The sequence below is a fragment of the Methylomicrobium sp. Wu6 genome (assembly GCF_035916875.1).
In the GTDB taxonomy this organism is placed as follows: Bacteria; Pseudomonadota; Gammaproteobacteria; order Methylococcales; family Methylomonadaceae; genus Methylomicrobium.
This window is the reverse complement of sequence record NZ_JAXUHN010000092.1, coordinates 63,753-80,511: the sequence shown is the minus strand read 5'-3', so window position 1 is coordinate 80,511 and position 16,759 is coordinate 63,753. Positions and strand designations below refer to the sequence as shown.

The 16,759-nt window shown below is 56.0% G+C and carries 16 protein-coding genes; 13 read left to right on the top strand and 3 right to left on the bottom strand.

Annotated elements, in window-relative coordinates; all coding sequences use genetic code 11:
• Positions 1-53: 53 nt before the first annotated feature.
• Genes U2W12_RS17400 through ccmI form a run of 4 tightly spaced genes read left to right on the top strand, consistent with a single transcriptional unit; the run spans position 54 to position 4,216 of the window.
• Positions 54-2,009 carry a heme lyase CcmF/NrfE family subunit gene (locus tag U2W12_RS17400; RefSeq protein WP_326501961.1) on the top strand — a complete coding sequence of 652 codons (1,956 nt, stop codon included), beginning with the start codon at positions 54-56 and terminating at the stop codon, positions 2,007-2,009.
• Positions 2,002-2,529: a DsbE family thiol:disulfide interchange protein gene (locus U2W12_RS17395; protein ID WP_326501960.1), complete on the top strand. Its 528-nt coding sequence runs from the start codon at positions 2,002-2,004 to the stop codon at positions 2,527-2,529. The genes U2W12_RS17400 and U2W12_RS17395 overlap by 8 nt, the downstream gene beginning before the upstream one ends.
• The gene (locus U2W12_RS17390) at positions 2,526-2,984 is read left to right on the top strand and encodes a cytochrome c-type biogenesis protein (RefSeq protein ID WP_326501959.1); all 459 of its coding nucleotides are present in this window, start codon (positions 2,526-2,528) and stop codon (positions 2,982-2,984) included. The genes U2W12_RS17395 and U2W12_RS17390 overlap by 4 nt, the downstream gene beginning before the upstream one ends.
• Positions 2,981-4,216 (top strand): c-type cytochrome biogenesis protein CcmI, encoded by a 1,236-nt coding sequence (gene ccmI, locus U2W12_RS17385; RefSeq protein ID WP_326501958.1) that lies wholly within the window; start codon positions 2,981-2,983, stop codon positions 4,214-4,216. Before U2W12_RS17390 ends, ccmI begins: the two co-directional genes overlap by 4 nt.
• 245 nt (positions 4,217-4,461) lie before the next feature.
• On the opposite strand, the gene U2W12_RS17380 is transcribed toward ccmI, so the two are convergent.
• Both U2W12_RS17380 and U2W12_RS17375 read right to left on the bottom strand, forming a co-directional pair.
• Positions 4,462-4,881 (bottom strand): secondary thiamine-phosphate synthase enzyme YjbQ, encoded by a 420-nt coding sequence (locus tag U2W12_RS17380; protein ID WP_326501957.1) that lies wholly within the window; start codon positions 4,879-4,881, stop codon positions 4,462-4,464.
• 52 nt (positions 4,882-4,933) lie between these two features.
• Complete coding sequence (locus U2W12_RS17375; protein WP_326501956.1) at positions 4,934-6,415, bottom strand: lipase maturation factor family protein; 1,482 nt, start codon at positions 6,413-6,415, stop codon at positions 4,934-4,936.
• A gap of 402 nt (positions 6,416-6,817) precedes the next feature.
• On the opposite strand from U2W12_RS17375, the gene U2W12_RS17370 reads away from it, so the two are divergent.
• The 9 genes from U2W12_RS17370 to nirJ all read left to right on the top strand — a co-directional run bounded on the left by U2W12_RS17370 (position 6,818) and on the right by nirJ (position 13,424).
• Entirely contained in the window at positions 6,818-8,401 is a 1,584-nt protein-coding gene (locus U2W12_RS17370) for a cytochrome D1 domain-containing protein (protein ID WP_326501955.1), read from the top strand.
• Entirely contained in the window at positions 8,398-8,715 is a 318-nt protein-coding gene (locus tag U2W12_RS17365) for a cytochrome c (RefSeq protein ID WP_326501954.1), read from the top strand. Before U2W12_RS17370 ends, U2W12_RS17365 begins: the two co-directional genes overlap by 4 nt.
• Positions 8,712-9,020, top strand: a complete 309-nt coding sequence (locus tag U2W12_RS17360; RefSeq protein WP_326501953.1) for a cytochrome c — start codon at positions 8,712-8,714, stop codon at positions 9,018-9,020. Before U2W12_RS17365 ends, U2W12_RS17360 begins: the two co-directional genes overlap by 4 nt.
• Positions 9,021-9,157: 137 nt before the next feature.
• The gene (locus tag U2W12_RS17355; RefSeq protein WP_326501952.1) at positions 9,158-10,330 is read left to right on the top strand and encodes a cytochrome D1 domain-containing protein; all 1,173 of its coding nucleotides are present in this window, start codon (positions 9,158-9,160) and stop codon (positions 10,328-10,330) included.
• 2 nt (positions 10,331-10,332) lie between these two features.
• On the top strand, positions 10,333-10,791 hold the full coding sequence (locus U2W12_RS17350; RefSeq protein ID WP_326501951.1) for an Lrp/AsnC family transcriptional regulator: 459 nt from the start codon (positions 10,333-10,335) through the stop codon (positions 10,789-10,791).
• A complete protein-coding gene (locus U2W12_RS17345) occupies positions 10,784-11,296 on the top strand; it encodes an AsnC family protein (RefSeq protein WP_326501950.1) in 513 nt (170 codons plus the stop codon). The genes U2W12_RS17350 and U2W12_RS17345 overlap by 8 nt, the downstream gene beginning before the upstream one ends.
• Entirely contained in the window at positions 11,289-11,732 is a 444-nt protein-coding gene (locus tag U2W12_RS17340) for an AsnC family transcriptional regulator (RefSeq protein ID WP_326501949.1), read from the top strand. The genes U2W12_RS17345 and U2W12_RS17340 overlap by 8 nt, the downstream gene beginning before the upstream one ends.
• Entirely contained in the window at positions 11,732-12,211 is a 480-nt protein-coding gene (locus U2W12_RS17335; protein ID WP_326501948.1) for an AsnC family transcriptional regulator, read from the top strand. The genes U2W12_RS17340 and U2W12_RS17335 overlap by 1 nt, the downstream gene beginning before the upstream one ends.
• Before the next feature lie 67 nt (positions 12,212-12,278).
• Entirely contained in the window at positions 12,279-13,424 is a 1,146-nt protein-coding gene (gene nirJ / locus U2W12_RS17330) for a heme d1 biosynthesis radical SAM protein NirJ (RefSeq protein WP_326501947.1), read from the top strand.
• Positions 13,425-13,475: 51 nt separating this feature from the next.
• Here nirJ and U2W12_RS17325 read toward each other — a convergent pair whose 3' ends face one another.
• Complete coding sequence (locus U2W12_RS17325) at positions 13,476-16,688, bottom strand: DUF748 domain-containing protein (RefSeq protein ID WP_326501946.1); 3,213 nt, start codon at positions 16,686-16,688, stop codon at positions 13,476-13,478.
• Between the last annotated feature and the right edge of the window lie 71 nt (positions 16,689-16,759).

The following is a 16,759-nucleotide window of genomic DNA, read 5'->3' as shown; positions in this document are numbered from 1 at the left end:
GAATCCTTTTTAAAGTCAACGCGCTAAGCAACGCGCATTCAGGTCAATTCCAAATGATACCCGAAATAGGACACCTCGCGCTGATTATGGCCCTATGCATGGCGGTCGTCTTGGCCACCTTGCCGATCACAGGCTCCGCGCGCGCGATAGCCGGCTGGATCGGCGTCGCCCGGCCCGCCGCTTATGCGCAGCTTTTGTTCATGGCGATCTCGTTCGGCTGCCTGACGACGAGCTTTTTGACGCACGATTTTTCGGTCGCCTATGTCGCGACCAACTCGAATACCGCGCTGCCGACCTTGTACCTGATTTCGGGTGTCTGGGGCGCGCATGAAGGCTCGCTCTTGCTCTGGGCGCTGGTGCTGTCGTGCTGGACCGGTCTGGTCGCACGCTTCAGCAAGAGCATTCCGGAGGCGACCGTCGCGCGGGTGCTCGGCGTGATGGGGCTGGTGGCGATCGGCTTTCTGCTGTTTCTGCTGCTGACCTCGAACCCGTTCGAGCGGCTGTTTCCCGCGCCAGCCGAAGGCCGCGACTTGAACCCGCTGCTGCAGGACCCTGGCCTCGCGATCCATCCGCCGATGCTGTACATGGGCTATGTCGGCTTCTCGGTCGCCTTCGCGTTCGCGATCGCGGCGCTGCTCGAAGGCCGGCTCGATGCGGCCTGGGCGCGCTGGTCACGGCCCTGGACCAATATCGCCTGGATGTTCCTGACCATCGGCATCGCGCTCGGCAGCTGGTGGGCCTATTACGAACTGGGCTGGGGCGGCTGGTGGTTCTGGGACCCGGTCGAAAACGCCTCGTTCATGCCCTGGCTGGTCGGCACCGCGTTGATCCATTCCCTGGCCGCGACCGAAAAACGCGGCGTGTTCAAGACCTGGACCGTGTTGCTCGCGATCTTCGCCTTTTCGCTGAGCCTGCTCGGCACCTTCCTGGTCCGCTCGGGCGTCCTGACATCGGTGCATGCGTTCGCGAGCGATCCGGCGCGCGGCCTGTTCATCCTGGTGTTCCTCGCGATCGTGGTCGGCGGCTCGCTGCTGCTGTATGCGGTCAGGGCGCCCACCGTCAAGAGCAGCGCGACTTTCGACTGGGTGTCGCGCGAGTCGGTGATTCTGTTGAACAACATCCTGCTGGTCGTGACCGCAGCCAGCATCCTGCTCGGCACCCTCTATCCCTTGGTGATCGATGCGTTGGGACTCGGCAAGATTTCGGTCGGGCCTCCTTATTTCAACGCGGTTTTCATCCCGTTGACCGCGCCGCTCGCGGTCGCAGTCGGCCTCGGCATGCTCTTGCGCTGGAAGCGCGACCTGTTCGGCGCGCTGGCGCTGCGCGTGCGCTGGATCGCGTTGGCCTGTGTCGTGCTGGGCCTGTTGTTGCCGCTTTCGATGCCGTTTTATTCCTGGGCGGCGGCCTTTGGCCTGAGCCTCGCGTTCTGGACCCTGGCCAGCACCGGACTGTCTTTTTACGACCGCATGGGCGCGAAGGGCTTCTCCTGGCAAAGGCTCAAAGGCATTCCTTCCGGATTCTACGGCATGACGCTCGCGCACGTGGGTATCGCGGTGTTCGTGATCGGCATCACCTTGACGACGTCCTACAGCGTCGAGAAGGACGTGCGCATGGCGCCGGGCGAGGCGCTGGACATGGCCGGCTACAGCTTTAGGTTTCACGGCGTCAAGCAGACGCAGGGCCCCAACTATGTCGCCGAGCAGGCATTCGTGACGGTCGATCATGATGACAAAAGGGTTGCCGAGATGCAGCCTCAAAAACGCGTCTATCAGGTGCAGAAGATGCCGATGACCGAGGCCGCGATCGACGCCGGCCTGTTCCGCGACCTGTTCGTCGCGATCGGCGAACCACTCGGCAACCAGGGTGCCTGGAGCCTCAGGATTTATTACAAATCGTTCATCCGCTGGATCTGGCTCGGCGCGATCTTTATGGCGGCCGGGGGCCTCTTGGCCGCGCTCGACCGGCGCTACCGGATCAACGCGAAAAACAAGGAAGGCGCCAATGCTTAAATACCTGATCCCTCTGATCATCTTCATCGTGATGGGCGTGTTTCTCGCGATCGGCCTGAAACTGAATCCGACCGAAATTCCGTCGCCGTTCATCGGCAAGCCTGCGCCGGCGTTCAGCGCGGCGAAGCTCGACAATCCCGAGCAGAAGCTGTCGCCCGAGGATTTGAAAGGCAAGGTCTGGCTGTTCAACGTCTGGGCGTCCTGGTGCGTGTCGTGCCGCGCCGAGCATCCGGTGCTGAACCAATTGGCGCAGCAGCACGCGGCGCTGATCATCGGGCTCAATTACAAGGATGCGCGCGACGATGCCTTGAACTGGCTCAACAAGCTCGGCAATCCTTACGACATGAGCGTGAGCGATCAGGAAGGGCGGATCGGCATCGACTGGGGCGTCTACGGCGTGCCGGAGACCTTCGTGGTCGACAAGAAAGGCATCATCCGCCATAAACATACCGGCCCCGTGACGCCCGAAACCGTGCAGCAAACCCTCTTGCCCCTGATCGCCAAACTGCAAGCCGAATGAAAATCCTGACCCTGATCACTTTATTGTTGTGGGCCGGCCTCGGCAGCGCCGGCGTCGAGTACCGCGAATTCAAGAATCCCGAACAGCAGGAGGCCTACGAATCGCTGACCTCGGAACTGCGCTGCCTGGTCTGCCAGAATCAGACCATCGCCGATTCGAATGCGGACCTCGCCGCCGACCTGCGCAGGCAGGTCTACGAAATGCTGGAAAAAGGCCAGTCGAAGGACGAAGTCCTGAAATTCATGACCGAGCGCTACGGCGATTTCGTGTTATACAATCCGCCGTTCAAAGTCAAAACGCTGCTGCTCTGGCTCGGCCCAGTGCTGTTTTTTCTGATCGGCGCGCTATTCGTGATCGTGTTGATCCGACGCAAACAGACCAGCCCAAAGCAGGTGCTCAGCGACGAACAACAGCAAAAGATTCGCCGCTTACTGGATGAAGGTGACCGCTCTTGAACATCGTATTTTTTCTGATCGCGGCCGCATTTATCCTGGTCGCCTTTGCGTTTGTCCTGCCTCCTTTGTGGCGCGCGCGCGAATTGCAACAGGCCGATCTCGACCATCGCAACATCGAAATCGCCAGGATTCGCCTGGCCGAACTTAAAAACAATCTGCACGCCGGCGGCATCAGCCAGGCGCAATTCGACGAACAGGTCACCGAACTGGAACTCGCGCTCAACGACGATCTTTCGATCGAAAGCCAGGTCAAGGCCGCCAATACCCAGGGCCGCTGGATGGTTTATCTGGTCGCGGTGGCGGTGCCGGTATTGGCAGGCTCCCTGTATCTTGCGCTCGGACGCTTCGACGCGGTCGAACACAACGCAGAACTCGCCCAGGCCGCGCCTGCGGGCATGCCGACTCCCGCGGACATCGAAAAAATGGTCGCGGGTCTCGCCGAGAAGATGAAGGCGAACCCCGACGACGCCGAAGGCTGGCTGATGCTCGGCAAGTCCTATAAATATCTCGAACAATTCCCGAAAGCCGCCGACGCCTTCGGGAATGCCTACCGGCTGATGGGCGACAAGCCCGACGTGATGCTGCTCTATGCCGAAGCGCTGGCCTTCGCCGCGAACAAGAATCTGGCCGGCAAGCCGTCCGAACTGATCTTCAAGGCGCTGAAACTCGAACCCGAAAACCCGAACGGCCTCTGGCTCGCCGGACTCGCCAAGGTGCAGCAAGGCGACCCGCAGGGCGCCGCGACGCTGTGGCGGAAGCTCGAATCCTTGTTGCCGGAAGGCTCAGAACCACGGAAGGAAATGCAGAACATCATCGCCGGGCTCCCGGGCCAGGCGCAGGCGGCGGCGAGCGAGCCGCAAGCCACCGAACAACCGGCCGCTGCGGCCGCTTCGATTAGCGTCGAAGTCAGTCTGTCGCCGGCACTCCAGCAAGCCGCAAGCCCCGGCGACACCTTATTCATCTATGCCCAGGCGCTGACCGGCCCAAAAATGCCGCTCGCGATCGTGCGCAAACAGGTCTCCGACCTGCCGCTCAAGGTCACGCTCGACGACACGATGGCGATGATGCCGGCGATGAAATTATCGAATTTCAGCGAGGTGAAATTGCTGGCGCGCATCTCCAAGTCGGGTCAGGCCGTCACACAACCGGGGGATTTGATCGGGACGGTAGATAACGCCGCCGTATCAGGCTCGACGGGTTATAAAATCATTATTAGTCAAATAGTTGAATAATCCGCAAAGATCTTGACCTACGTTGGAAGGGTTTTGTAAATCCAACCGCTCATTTTCTTGAAGTCTCCAGGCTGACTTGAAACGTCCAGGCCGGGGTTGCGTACCGCGGCCAGCTGGAAATATCGTTGTACTCACGCCAATTTGTGGTTCGGTATTTTGTGAGGAGCTATTTACCTCAAACACCGCACGATTACGCCGATTTAGTCAGCAAAGACCGTCAGATCAAATCCAGGCTTACATAATTTTTACTCGCCTTGCAGCGTAACAACCAGTTCCCGGCTTCCACCATGATTCCGATGCTCGCAAAGATAAATCCCCTGCCAAACCCCGAGATTCAGCTTGCCGTGAGTCACCGGAATCGTTACGCTCGAACCGAGCAGACAGTTTTTGATATGCGCAGGCATGTCATCGTCGCCTTCGTAGTCATGCAGAAAATAAGGCGCGCGTTCCGGCACGATCTCATTGAAATGGCTTTCCAAATCCTGGCGCACGGTGGGGTCGGCATTTTCGTTGATCGTTAGCGATGCGGAAGTATGCTTGATGAACAGGTGCAGCAAGCCGCACTGGATATTCTTTAGCTCGGGGATTTCACCAACAATCTCAGTCGTGATCAAATGAAATCCGCGTTTTTTCGGCGGCAACGAAAATTCTTTTTGTATCCACATCGAGGCGATCCCTCACTGAAAAAGCGCATGATAGCACGGCCTGAAACCCAAACTAATCGAATTCAGGACCGGTCGGAGGCCAATATTGGCCGATCAATTTCCGACGCCAGATTTGGCCGGTTTTCGCGCGTTGGTCTGGCGTTGCATAGGAATACCGGTATAACATCGCGCGCACAAAAATCGGCGGATGGTCCGGGAAAGGGTTCGCGCGCAACAATGCCAAGACCGGCGGGGATCCTTCCTGCAAGCGAGCCATGAACGCCGCAAACCACGAATCGAGCTTAGGTTTTTCCAGCGCCGCAAACCACAATTGCCAGTCGAGCCGGGGCTGATGCGGAATGTTCCAGCGCAAGCCGCGATTGAGATCGCCGGGTTTATAGTTGAATTCGTAAGCCTGCCAGATTTTGCCGTCATTGGAGCCTTCGATAATGATCTCATGCCGTTCGGTCGTCATCACCCCAAACGGGCCGTATTGATTGACCATTGAAAAAGACGAGGTGAATAGTACCAACGACCGCAACGGTTTCACGGCCCGGCCTTGGGTGTTATGCATCCAGGCGGTTATCGCACAGACGATCAGCACGAGAACGGTCCATGATCCCACGAAAAGATGCGCGCCGAGGCCGGGTCGCGGCTGCATTTTTTGAATCCGGGCGACCAGGCGCGCCGGCAATTGCGCAATCATATCCCGGTCGTCGAATAGCCAAAGGCACAGCAGGATAGTCAACAGATTGAAGAAATTATAATTGCCGGTCAGGATGATCGCGCTTTGCAGGCCGATAAAGCTCCACGCGGCGAACAGACGGAAAGGACGAGGTAGAAACACGAAAAACGGCACGGCCAGTTCGATAAATAAGACACCCGCCACGCACAGCTTGTGAAACCATGCCGGCAGAAAATAAGCGGTGTAAGCCAGAGGCGTGGGTAACGGTTCGGTCAGGTAATGATAATTCAGCGCGGTCAGCTTGGCCCAGGCCGGATCCCCGCTGGCCAGTTTGACCATGCCGCCCATGAACATGAAGCGCGCGATCAGCCAGCGGTACAAAAATACATTGAACCACGATCCCCAACTCAAAAAGATGCCGATAAACCCGGCTTCGAGCAAAAACACGTCCCACTGAAACGACAGGAAATCCTGCCCGGCCACGGTAATGGACAAATACAGCAGATAGCTACATATCAAGGCCGGACGTTGCAGAACATTCAATAGCAGCAGCATTGACGCGGCAATGCCCGCATAACAGGCCGATTTTAGCGCCGGATCGGAAGCATCAAGCCAGAATAGCGTCGGAAACACCCAATATTTGCCGTTGCCATAAAACCGGGCGGCTTCTGCCAGTTTCACATCGATTGGCAAGATGCCGTGTGTACCGATCAAGCCTTCGATTTGCACAGCCATCGAGGCGAAAGCAGCCAGATAAATCAACGCCAGACCACGCAGAAACAGCCAACTGATAACCGCATGCGGCAGGCGGGAGGCAATAAAGCGGGTTAACCGGTGTTTAGGCATGCCAAGAGTCTTGGTGCCGGCCATAAAATAAAATTATCATGGAGTGAACGATGCAGGGGGTAGCTCGCCACGTACGCTCGGATTTCGATAGCTGTTTTTTCATGCCTTCGCTCTTCGGTGCCAAATCATAATCGAAAGTTTGTACATCCTGGATACACTACGGATGCGTCACATTACCCTGGCGATTTTACGCAGTTCTACTATAGAATGTGAAGCTTTTCAGTGATAAAGACTAATGGCTCGCTACAACACTTTCGGCCTGCCTACGGCAAGTCCATCCGTCAGCTTTAGCGGTGCATACCCACTCGTCCGACGTTATGCGATCAGTATACAATTGCTTCGTGTAAAACCGACCGTTGTTGAACTTGAGCGGCTGGCCGATTCATGCTAATATCGATTCAAAACTATTCTGGGAGACCAAAAAGAATGAAAACCGCCAAACTGCTTCTATCCAGCACGCTCGCCGCCAGCATCGCGGCAACATTGTTTCCGTTAGGGGCACAAGCCACATCCGATGATGCGAAAAAATACCATCAGCTTTATCAGGACAATTGCGCGAGCTGCCACGGCTCCGATCACGGCGGCTTCCTGGCGCCGGCATTAAATAACGAAACACTGAAAGGCCGCAGCCCGACTGCGTTGCGCACGATCGTGATGTCCGGCAGCTTCGATACCTTAATGCCTCCGTTCTACGGAAAATTGTCGGACGACGACATTCGCGGGCTGGTCAAGCATCTGCAATCGACGCCCAAGCTGGATAATCCGGCATGGACGATCGACGACATGAAAGCGTCGCTGAAGGTGTTGGTGGCCGACGAAAGCAAATTGCCGGAAAAGCCGACCTATGCGATCGGCGACATGGACGACGTGATCGGCGTAGCGGCGCGCGGCAAATACGGCCGCGGCGAAGGTTCGAAAGCGGTATTCATCAACAGCAAAACCCATCAAAAAATCGGCGAAATCCCAACTAACGCGGCAGCGCACATCATCGACTACAACCCGGTCAATCCGCGCTGGGCCTATGTGAAGAACGACACCGCCGAAATTTTCAAGGTCGATCTGTATTCGATGCAAGTCGTGCGCAGCATCAAGACCGGTTTCAACGGGCCTGGCCTCGGCGTCTCCCGCGACGGCAAATACCTGATGGCCGGTTCCTATGTGCCGCATAACGCAGTGATCCTGAACGCCGACACCCTCGAGCCGCTGAAAACGTTTGAGCTCGAAGGTGTCGATCCGGACGGCAATCTGGTTTCGTCGGATTCGGGCATGGTAATCGGCACGCCGTATGCCGACGTTCTGGTTGTCGCTCTGGAAAATGCCGGCCAGGTTTGGGTCGTCGATTTGAAAGACGATTTCCCGGTAACCAAGATTGAAAACGTCGGCCGCCATCTGCACGATGCGTTCCTGACGCACAATGGCACCAAGCTGATGGTCGCATCGTATGACGACAGCATCGTGACCGCGATCGATCTGAAGGAACGCAAGATCATCAAGAAGCTGGATGCGGGCTGCGTGCCGCATGTCGGCGGCGGCGCGGCGGTCGAAGTCGACGGCCGCACGCTGGGCTTCGGCACCAACTTCGGCGACTGCGACAAGATGGTCGTCAGCGTTTGGGATCTGGACAAGATGGAAGTCGTCAAGCAAGTACCGGTATCCGGCGGCACCGAATCGCCAGCCGCGCATCAAAACGCGCCTTATGTCGCGGTCGACATCATTTCGAAGGACAAACGCGCGCGCACGATTCAGCTGATCGACAAGAAATCCTTGGAAGTGGTCAAGACCTTGGATGTCGGCGGCCATGCCTACTTCCCTGAATACAGCGCCGACGGCAAATACCTGTATGTCAGCGCCGGCTACAATGGCGACGAAGTGGCGGTATTCGACTCGACCTCACTCGAAAAAGTCGCCGCGATTCCGATGGAAAGCCCGGCCGGCATCTTCTCGCACGGCCGCACCAAATACATCACCCGCGGCCTGTCGCCGGAAGAATCGAAAGGAGCGAAACAATGAAAGCGCTGATCATTACCGGTGCTCTAGTTTTGGTTGCTTTCGCCGCGACAACTGCGAACGCCGCAAGCATTTATGCGGGCCAGGCGCGTGCGGCCCAGGTCTGCTCGCATTGCCACGGCCTCAGAACGCCGTCGGCCGATGCGCCGTTTCCGTCCTTGGCCGGACGTGACGTCGAGTATTTGCAGATGGCATTGAAGCAGTATCGGGACAAGACCCGCAAATCGGACATCATGAACGCTATCGCAGGATCGATGTCTGATAATGACATCGAGAATGTCGCGGCCTATTACGCCCGGCAAAAAGCCAATCCATGATCAGGAAACTGCTGCCGCTACTGCTGGTGACATTGCCGTCATGGGCAGGCGAAATTTCGGCCGAGCGGCAGCAGGCGCTCCGCGATCTTTTGAAACAGGATTGCGGAGCGTGTCATGGTCTGACCTTAAAAGGCGGCATGGGTCCTGCCCTGCTGCCGGAAACCCTGGCCGACAAATCGGATGACTTTCTGGCCGATACGATTCTGAACGGACGCCAGGGCACCGCGATGCCGCCGTGGCAGCCGTTCATAAATCGCAGCGAAGCGTTGTGGCTGGTTGGGGTTTTGCGCGGGAAGCCAAAATAAGCATGAGTTGTGTAGGATGAGTAAAGCGAAAGCGATACCCATCCTGCGCTGACCTGCCAATACCATTATTTATTGATCCTTTCATGAAAAAAATTGTTTCTTTCTTATATTTCTCAATTCCCATCAGGGGACGCTCTATGAAGGAAGCAATACTGTCAGTTTGTTTGTTTTCTAGCATTTTCTCACCGTCCTCCTTCGCAGAGCTCCGCGCCACCGGCGACCTCGGTGTCGTGATCGAACGCGAGAGCGGCAGCGCGGTGATCGTCAATACGACCGCCCATCAAGCGCTCGCCAAAGTCGAAGGCCTTGGCGACTTGTCGCATGCCTCGGTGGTGTTCTCGCGCGACCAACGTTATGCCTATGTTTTCGGCCGTGACGGCGGTTTGAGCAAGATCGACCTGCTGCAGGACAAGCTCGACAAGCGCATCGTGCAGGCCGGCAACAGCATCGGCGGCGCGATTTCCCAAGACGGCAAGCTAATCGCGGTGTCGAACTACACGCCGGGCGGGGTGAAGATTTTCTCGGCTGACACATTGGAATTGGTCGCCGACATTCCGGCAAGCTATGCCGACGGCAAGCTGTCGAAGATCGTAGGATTAACCGATGCGCCGGGACAACGCTTCGTATTCAGCCTGTTCGATGCGGGCGAAATCTGGACCGTGGATGTCAAAAATCCGCAAAAACCGGTCATTCAAAAATATCCGAACATCGGCAAGGAGCCTTATGACGCGCTGATGGCGCCTGACGGACACTATTATATTGCGGGGCTGTTCGGCGAACCCGGCCTGGCCTTGCTCGATTTGTGGCAGCCGGAACTCGGCGTCAAGCGCATCCTGCCCGATTACGGCAAGCACGACGAGAAATTGCCGGTCTACAAGATGCCGCATCTGGAAGGCTGGGCAATGGCCGGCGATTACTTATTAGCGCCCGCGATCGGCCGGCATGAAGTGTTGGTAATCGATAAAAAATCCTGGAAATTGATCCAGGCGATCCCGGTGCCGGGTCAGCCGGTGTTCGTGATGGCCCGGCCCGACGCGCGGCAAATCTGGGTCAATTTCGCGTTTCCGGACAACAATCAACTTCTGGTGATCGACGCGAAGGATTTGTCGCTGACCAAACTGTTGACGCCGGGTAAGGGCGTATTGCACATGGAATTCACACCGCGTGGCGAACAGGTCTGGGTCGCATTGCGCGACGACAATCAGGTCGTCGTGTATGATACCGAGACCTTGCAGGAAGTCACTCGCCTGCCGGTGCAAAAACCGAACGGCATTTTTTTCAGCGCCAGAGCCCACAAAATCGGTTTATAAGCATGCTGACCAACCTGCATAAACACCTGTTGAATGATTTTCAACGCGATTTTCCGCTGGTCGAACGCCCTTATCTCGAAATCGCGAATCAACTCGGCGTCAGCGAAGATGAAGTGCTGTCCGCGTTGTCCGAATTACGCGACAGTCAGCTGATCAGCCGCGTCGGCCCGATCATTCCGCCGAACCAGATCGGCGTCAGCATGCTGGTCGCGATGGCGGTTCCGGAGAGCGAACTGCAACGCGCGGCGGACATTATCAGCCATTATCCGGAAGTCAATCATAATTACGAACGCGAGAACCGCTTCAATCTCTGGTTTGTCGCTGTCGCCCCCACGGCCGAGCAGTTGGCGCGGGTTCTCGACGCGATCGAACGGGAAACCGGTTACCCGACGCAGCGCCTGCCGTTGATTAACGATTTTCACATCGATTTGGGCTTCCGCCTGGACCTGAGCCATGCTTGATGCGCGCGATTTTGAATTGCTGACCGAGATCCAGTCGGGTCTGCCGATCAGTCCAAGGCCATACCATGAGATCGGGCAAACGCTCGGCATGCCCGAAGCGGAAGTGATCGAGCGCCTGACATTTCTGAAACAGACCGGCCTGATCAAACGGCTCGGCGTAATCGTCAAACACCGTCAACTCGGCTACCGCGCGAATGCGATGATCGTCTGGAACATTCCTGATGCACTGGTCAAAACGCTCGGCGGCCGGATCAGCCGCTCGACTTTCGTCACGTTGTGTTATCAGCGCCCGCGCACGACCGAATGGCCCTATAATCTCTATTGCATGATTCACGGCAAAGATAGGGATACCGTGCTCGCGCAGCTCGAGCAGCTGAGTGTCGATTGCAATTTAGATCAGTTCGACAGGGAAATTCTGTTCAGCAGGCGCTGTTTCAAACAGCGCGGCGCGCTTTACCGCCCAGTTGTTGCACCCGCTAAACCCCCTGAATTCGCGCATGGATGAAATCGACCGCCGGATCATCAACGCCCTGCAAACAGGTTTTCCGATTTCAGAGCGCCCCTATCTTGAAACCGCTCGGGCTTTAGGACTATCCGAGCAGGAACTGCTCGATCGCCTCGATCGACTGTTAAAGGACCAGACCTTATCCCGTTTCGGGCCGCTGTATGACGCGGAAGCGATGGGGGGCGCGTTGACGCTCGCCGCGATACGGGTGCCTGACGAACGCTTCGAGGAAGTCACCAACATCGTGAACGCATTTCCCGAAGTCGCGCACAATTATGCGCGCAACCACGTTCTGAACATGTGGTTTGTGCTTGCCACAGAAACGCCCGCGCAATTGCAGCAAGCGCTGATCAGCATTGAAAACCAAACCGGTCTGACCGTATACAACATGCCGAAGATCACCGAATATTTCGTCGGTCTGAAACTGGAAGCCTGATGTCGAATCTGGATGAAATCGATTTGAAAATCATGCGCGCGACGCAGTCGGGCCTGCCGTTGACGCCCCTGCCCTACCACGCCGTCGCGGAACAGTTGGAATTATCGGCGGATATCGTGATCGAAAGGATGCGACGAATGCAGGAGCTCGGCGTGATCCGGCGCATCGGCGCGGTGCCGAATCATTACCAGCTGGGCTATCGATTCAACGGGATGACGGTCTGGAACGTCCCGGACGAAAAAATCGACGCGCTAGGAAAAAAGATCGGCAACCTCGACTTTGTCAGCCATTGCTACCACCGGCCACGGCATTTGCCGTTGTGGCCTTACAATCTGTTTGCCATGGTACACGGCAAAAGCCAGAAAGATGTCGATCAACAGATCAAACAGATCGCGGAAATTTTAGGCTCGGATAATCGCGGTTCGGACGTACTCTATAGCACCCGAATCTTGAAAAAGACCGGATTCCGAAGTAAATGAAAGCCCAAAAAGGTACGCAATACCCTTAAAGGGCATAAATGCGTACCTACACCATTTAAAAACGACGATGTTCAGACTCAGCCATTTCATGCGGGAACTGCTCGCTCCGACACCGATCAAACCCGCGCGCAAACCGGCCGCGCCGGTCGTGATCTGGAATCTAATCCGCCGTTGCAACCTGGCCTGCAAGCATTGCTATACGACATCGGCCGACATCGATTTTCCGGGCGAATTGAGCACACAAGAAATCTATACGGTGATGGACGACTTGAGGGCGTTTAAAGTGCCTGTATTAATTCTATCCGGCGGAGAACCGCTGCTGCGCCCGGACATCTTCGACATTTCCCGGCGCGCGAAAGCAATGGGCTTTTATGTCGCGCTGTCGAGCAACGGCACCCGCATTTCGGAACAGAACATCGACGAAATCGCCGACATCGATTATCAATACATCGGCGTCAGCCTCGACGGCATCAAAGAAACGCACGACGATTTCCGCCGCATGCCCGGCTCGTTCGACGAAGCCTTGCACGGCGTCGAATTGTGCCTAAACAAAGGCATCAAGGTCGGCATTCGCTTCACCTTGACCCAGGACAACGCGCACGATTTTCGGGCCCTGTTGCGGTTGATGGACGACTACGACATCGACAAATTTTATCTGTCGCACCTGAATTACGGCGGCCGCGGTAACCGCAACCGCAAGGACGACGCGCACTTCCAGATGACGCGCGAGGCGATGGATTTGATGTTCGACACATGTTATCGGTGGATGCAGGAAGGCAAGGACCGCGAGTTCGTGACCGGCAACAACGACGCCGACGGGGTGTATTTCCTGCACTGGGTCAGAAAGCGTTTCCCAGGGCAAGCCGACCACATCCAGGCCAAACTCGAACAATGGGGCGGTAATGCCTCCGGCGTCAATGTCGCGAATATCGACAATCTCGGCACCGTGCATCCGGATACGTTCTGGTGGCATTACGATCTGGGCAATGTCCGGCAGCGCCCGTTTTCGGAAATCTGGATGGACCGCAGCGATCCGTTGATGGACGGATTGAAGCAAACGCCGCGTCCGCTCGAAGGCCGCTGCGCGACCTGCCATTATCAGGCGATCTGCAACGGCAATACCCGTGTCAGGGCCGCGCAAACGACCGGCAATTTTTGGGCCGAGGATCCGGGGTGCTATTTGACCGATGCCGAAATTACTGCATCGGCGTAATTTGAAAATCGAAATAACAGCCGGTACGCGATGCGTACCCGGTCAAACCGATCATTTCGCTTTCAGCGACAAGCGAGAAACGATCTCCTGCCCTTCCCGCTCCGGGTTGATCGCGGTATCGAGAATGAACACCCGCTCCGGCACAATGCCACCCTGCTTCACGACATACTTCGCAATGGCCTGGGCTCTTTTCGCGGCCAGGTCTTTCAAGCGTTCTTCTTCCGGCTTGATGATCGTGAACAGTTTTTGCTTGGCGACCTCGTAAAAATCACCTTCCTTAGCATCCTTCAGGCGCGGCTTCCCAAACAACGAGCGTTCCGCGAGCAGCGGAAATTTCTCGATGAACATCTGCGCCAGATAGTCCTTATATTCGTCGTCCGAAAGTTCGACATATTCCGCGCGCACTTTTTTACCGCCTTTCTTCGCGGTCGCTGCCACTTTCAAATTTTTCAACTGATCGTAGAGCGCCGCATCCTTCAATGCCGGCCAGTCCTGCTCCTCGTAGGCAGAACCCTTGATTTCAAGGCTCAACGCCGACCGTTCTTTCAAGGCCTTCGCCAAACCGTCCAGTTTGTCCGTTTGCGCTTTATCCAGTTCGGCCTTGCCCGGTTTGAAATCGATATGATCCAAGTCTTCTCCGCCATCGAACAGCGAAGCGATCGCCCTGAAGGGTGAGGTGACGACCTTGTTCAGCACATTCAACAGCGCATCGGCGACGATTGCCCTAATGCTGAATTTAGGATCGTCCAGGCTGCCGGTGACCGGCACGTCCAATTTGATTTGGCCATCGCCATCCTTCAACAAGGCGACCGCCAATTCCAGCGGCAACGACACCGCATTCGGGTTTTCGACCTTCTCGCCAAGTTCGAACTGATCGATCAGAATCGTGTTCGATGAGGTCAGAACGCCCTGCTCGACTTTATATTTCAAATCCAGATTCAATTTTCCTTTTTCGACTTTATAGCCGGCAAATTGCACCATGTAGGGGCTGATCAGCGGCATCGGCAAGCCGTGGAAACTCACCTCCACGTCATACGCGCCGCGGTAAGGGCTCACTTCGCCGCTGACATTGACCGGCGCCAGATCGTAGGCACTGCCTTTCAACGACACTTTGACCTTCGCTTTTTTTTCCGATGAGATGCCTGAGGCACCGCCGTTCAGTTCCTTGATTTCGGCCGCGAAAGGCAAAATCAGCGACAGATCGGCAAAATCTGACGAACCGTCATGCACAATCACTTGATCCAGCTTGAAGAACAACTGCGCACCGGTGTCATCCTGTTTCTTGGCCGTTGCGGCTACAACGGGCTTTTTGCTACCGGCTTTACCGGTCGATAACACGTCATTCATATTGACCGTTTTATCTTTTTTGATCACGACCCGGGCATACGGCTTTTCGATCAAAAGGCGCTTGGCGGTATATCGGCTCGCTCCGAGGTCAGCGTCGATATCGCTCAACGTCAGTTTTTGCCATTTGATAAAATCCTTGTTCTGAAGTTGGTCGCGGGTGATCAATTCATCGACGCCTGCAAGTCCCCGAAATTTGATGTCGGGTTTCCCTGGGTCATCAAGAAGCACATCCAGCTTACCATTGACGAAGAAACCGCCGTCGACCACATCCAGGCGGGCAAACTGATAGACATAGGCTTGAAATTTATCGAGACCGATGTCCCGAACAGCGACATTCAGCCGAGCAGTGAAAGGAGCGATTACGATGTCGCCGTCCAGTTTGATGCGCCCGTCCTGATTGAAATCCGCACTCATCTGCACAGGCAGTTTCGCGCCGGTTTTATTGGTAAAATCGCGCAGTGTGAAATCGATCGGCTTGACCTCTACCGCGACCGGCTTGGCCAGGGTCCGGTCTTCGAAATGCAAACCGAAAGCGGTCAATGCCGCCGACTTGACCGCAAGCGCCCACGGCTCCGAAGTTTTTTCGGCAGGATTCGCCTTTACGGTTGTTGATGGTTTTTCGTTCACCGGCAACAGCGCCTGATAATTGAGCTTTCCTTCTTTGGTGAGCCAGGCTTGAACATCGGCATTTTCTGATTTGATCGCATTTGCGGAAAATGACCGCTGCAATAGATTCAGAGCAAGCCCCTCTCCCGCCAGTCGGCCGATTTTGACCAATGGCTTAACCTGCAATCCATCCGAAAATTCGCTGCCGTTGACCGTCACTTGCCCATCCCGAACGGTAAAGTTGAATGGGCCATCGGCATTGCCGGTATTACAGGCCGCGGTCAACACAATTTCAGGAACTTTCAAAGACGCCCCTGCCAGACCAAAGCCTGCCAGGGCAAGATCACGCATCTTGACCTCGGCTTTCCCTGCCTCTACCTGCCATTTTTGCCCTGCCTGGGTGATTTTATAATCGGCCTCCAGCGTGATCGCGGATGATTTGGCCGCCAGGCTGTGCGGTTCGGTCGCGTAACCAAAATCCTTCAGTTCAAAGCGGCTTTTAGGAATCTCCAGTTCCAGGCCCTTTGCCGAGGAATAATGCAAGCGGTAATCCGCCTCCAGCAACTCACTGCCCTGCAAATCGAAACTCGCCGCATCCTGAAGCGCGATAGCACTCAGGTTCTGCAACTTAAGCTGTTCCAGTTTGATGCGGCCTTGCGAAAATAGCGGATCGATGCCGGCTTCACCCTCCCAATCCAGGGCTCCGCCCGACTTTAGCGCCATCGTCAAATGCAGCGGAAAAGGCTGATTTTGCGCCAGCGAAAAATGTTCCACGGTCAAATCGATCGGATCGATTTCCTCGCTGACCGGCTTTTTGAGATGTTCGTCTTCCCAAAGCAATTTGCCGCCGGACAGTGACAAACGGCCGATCTGTACCGGGAGTAATTTGCTTTCGCTTTTAGGAGGTTCTTGCGCAGCGGGCAAGAGATCGCTGAAATTGAATTGGCCGTTTTGGATTTTGGCCAGATGCACGGATGGTTTAATCAACTGCACGTCATCGAGGGTCAGCGCGGATTCCTTCAGCGACCGCCAAAGCTCGATGTCAGCCGCAAAACGCTCGAAACTGACGAAGGGTCGCCCGTTCGCTTCCTGCATCGAAAAACCCTGAATCGCGAACCGGAACAAAAATGGGTTCAACTCGAACGTCCCGATCGCCGCCTGCCGGCCTGTCAGTTCCTTGAGCATAGCCGGCGCCCTCGACTTCACGAGATAAGGCAGACCATAAAAGCCGGCCAGCGCATAAAAAAGCAGCATGCATCCTGCCACGCCAAATCCTTTCAAAACTTTGATCAATAGCGTTCGAGCCTTCATAAGATTCCTTGAGCCACTCACACGTTTTAGCATAACGCTTCCCAATAAAAAAGGCGACTTGGAAGTCGCCT

What these genes read in the sequence shown, in the direction of transcription:
- U2W12_RS17400 (WP_326501961.1), top strand. Translation starts at nt 54, where the DNA reads ATGATACCCGAAATAGGACACCTCGCGCTGATTATGGCCCTATGCATG.
- U2W12_RS17395 (WP_326501960.1), top strand. Translation starts at nt 2,002, where the DNA reads ATGCTTAAATACCTGATCCCTCTGATCATCTTCATCGTGATGGGCGTG.
- U2W12_RS17390 (WP_326501959.1), top strand. Translation starts at nt 2,526, where the DNA reads ATGAAAATCCTGACCCTGATCACTTTATTGTTGTGGGCCGGCCTCGGC.
- U2W12_RS17380 (WP_326501957.1), bottom strand. Translation starts at nt 4,881, where the DNA reads ATGTGGATACAAAAAGAATTTTCGTTGCCGCCGAAAAAACGCGGATTT.
- U2W12_RS17375 (WP_326501956.1), bottom strand. Translation starts at nt 6,415, where the DNA reads ATGGCCGGCACCAAGACTCTTGGCATGCCTAAACACCGGTTAACCCGC.
- U2W12_RS17370 (WP_326501955.1), top strand. Translation starts at nt 6,818, where the DNA reads ATGAAAACCGCCAAACTGCTTCTATCCAGCACGCTCGCCGCCAGCATC.
- U2W12_RS17365 (WP_326501954.1), top strand. Translation starts at nt 8,398, where the DNA reads ATGAAAGCGCTGATCATTACCGGTGCTCTAGTTTTGGTTGCTTTCGCC.
- U2W12_RS17360 (WP_326501953.1), top strand. Translation starts at nt 8,712, where the DNA reads ATGATCAGGAAACTGCTGCCGCTACTGCTGGTGACATTGCCGTCATGG.
- U2W12_RS17355 (WP_326501952.1), top strand. Translation starts at nt 9,158, where the DNA reads ATGAAGGAAGCAATACTGTCAGTTTGTTTGTTTTCTAGCATTTTCTCA.
- U2W12_RS17350 (WP_326501951.1), top strand. Translation starts at nt 10,333, where the DNA reads ATGCTGACCAACCTGCATAAACACCTGTTGAATGATTTTCAACGCGAT.
- U2W12_RS17345 (WP_326501950.1), top strand. Translation starts at nt 10,784, where the DNA reads ATGCTTGATGCGCGCGATTTTGAATTGCTGACCGAGATCCAGTCGGGT.
- U2W12_RS17340 (WP_326501949.1), top strand. Translation starts at nt 11,289, where the DNA reads ATGGATGAAATCGACCGCCGGATCATCAACGCCCTGCAAACAGGTTTT.
- U2W12_RS17335 (WP_326501948.1), top strand. Translation starts at nt 11,732, where the DNA reads ATGTCGAATCTGGATGAAATCGATTTGAAAATCATGCGCGCGACGCAG.
- nirJ (WP_326501947.1), top strand. Translation starts at nt 12,279, where the DNA reads ATGTTCAGACTCAGCCATTTCATGCGGGAACTGCTCGCTCCGACACCG.
- U2W12_RS17325 (WP_326501946.1), bottom strand. Translation starts at nt 16,688, where the DNA reads ATGAAGGCTCGAACGCTATTGATCAAAGTTTTGAAAGGATTTGGCGTG.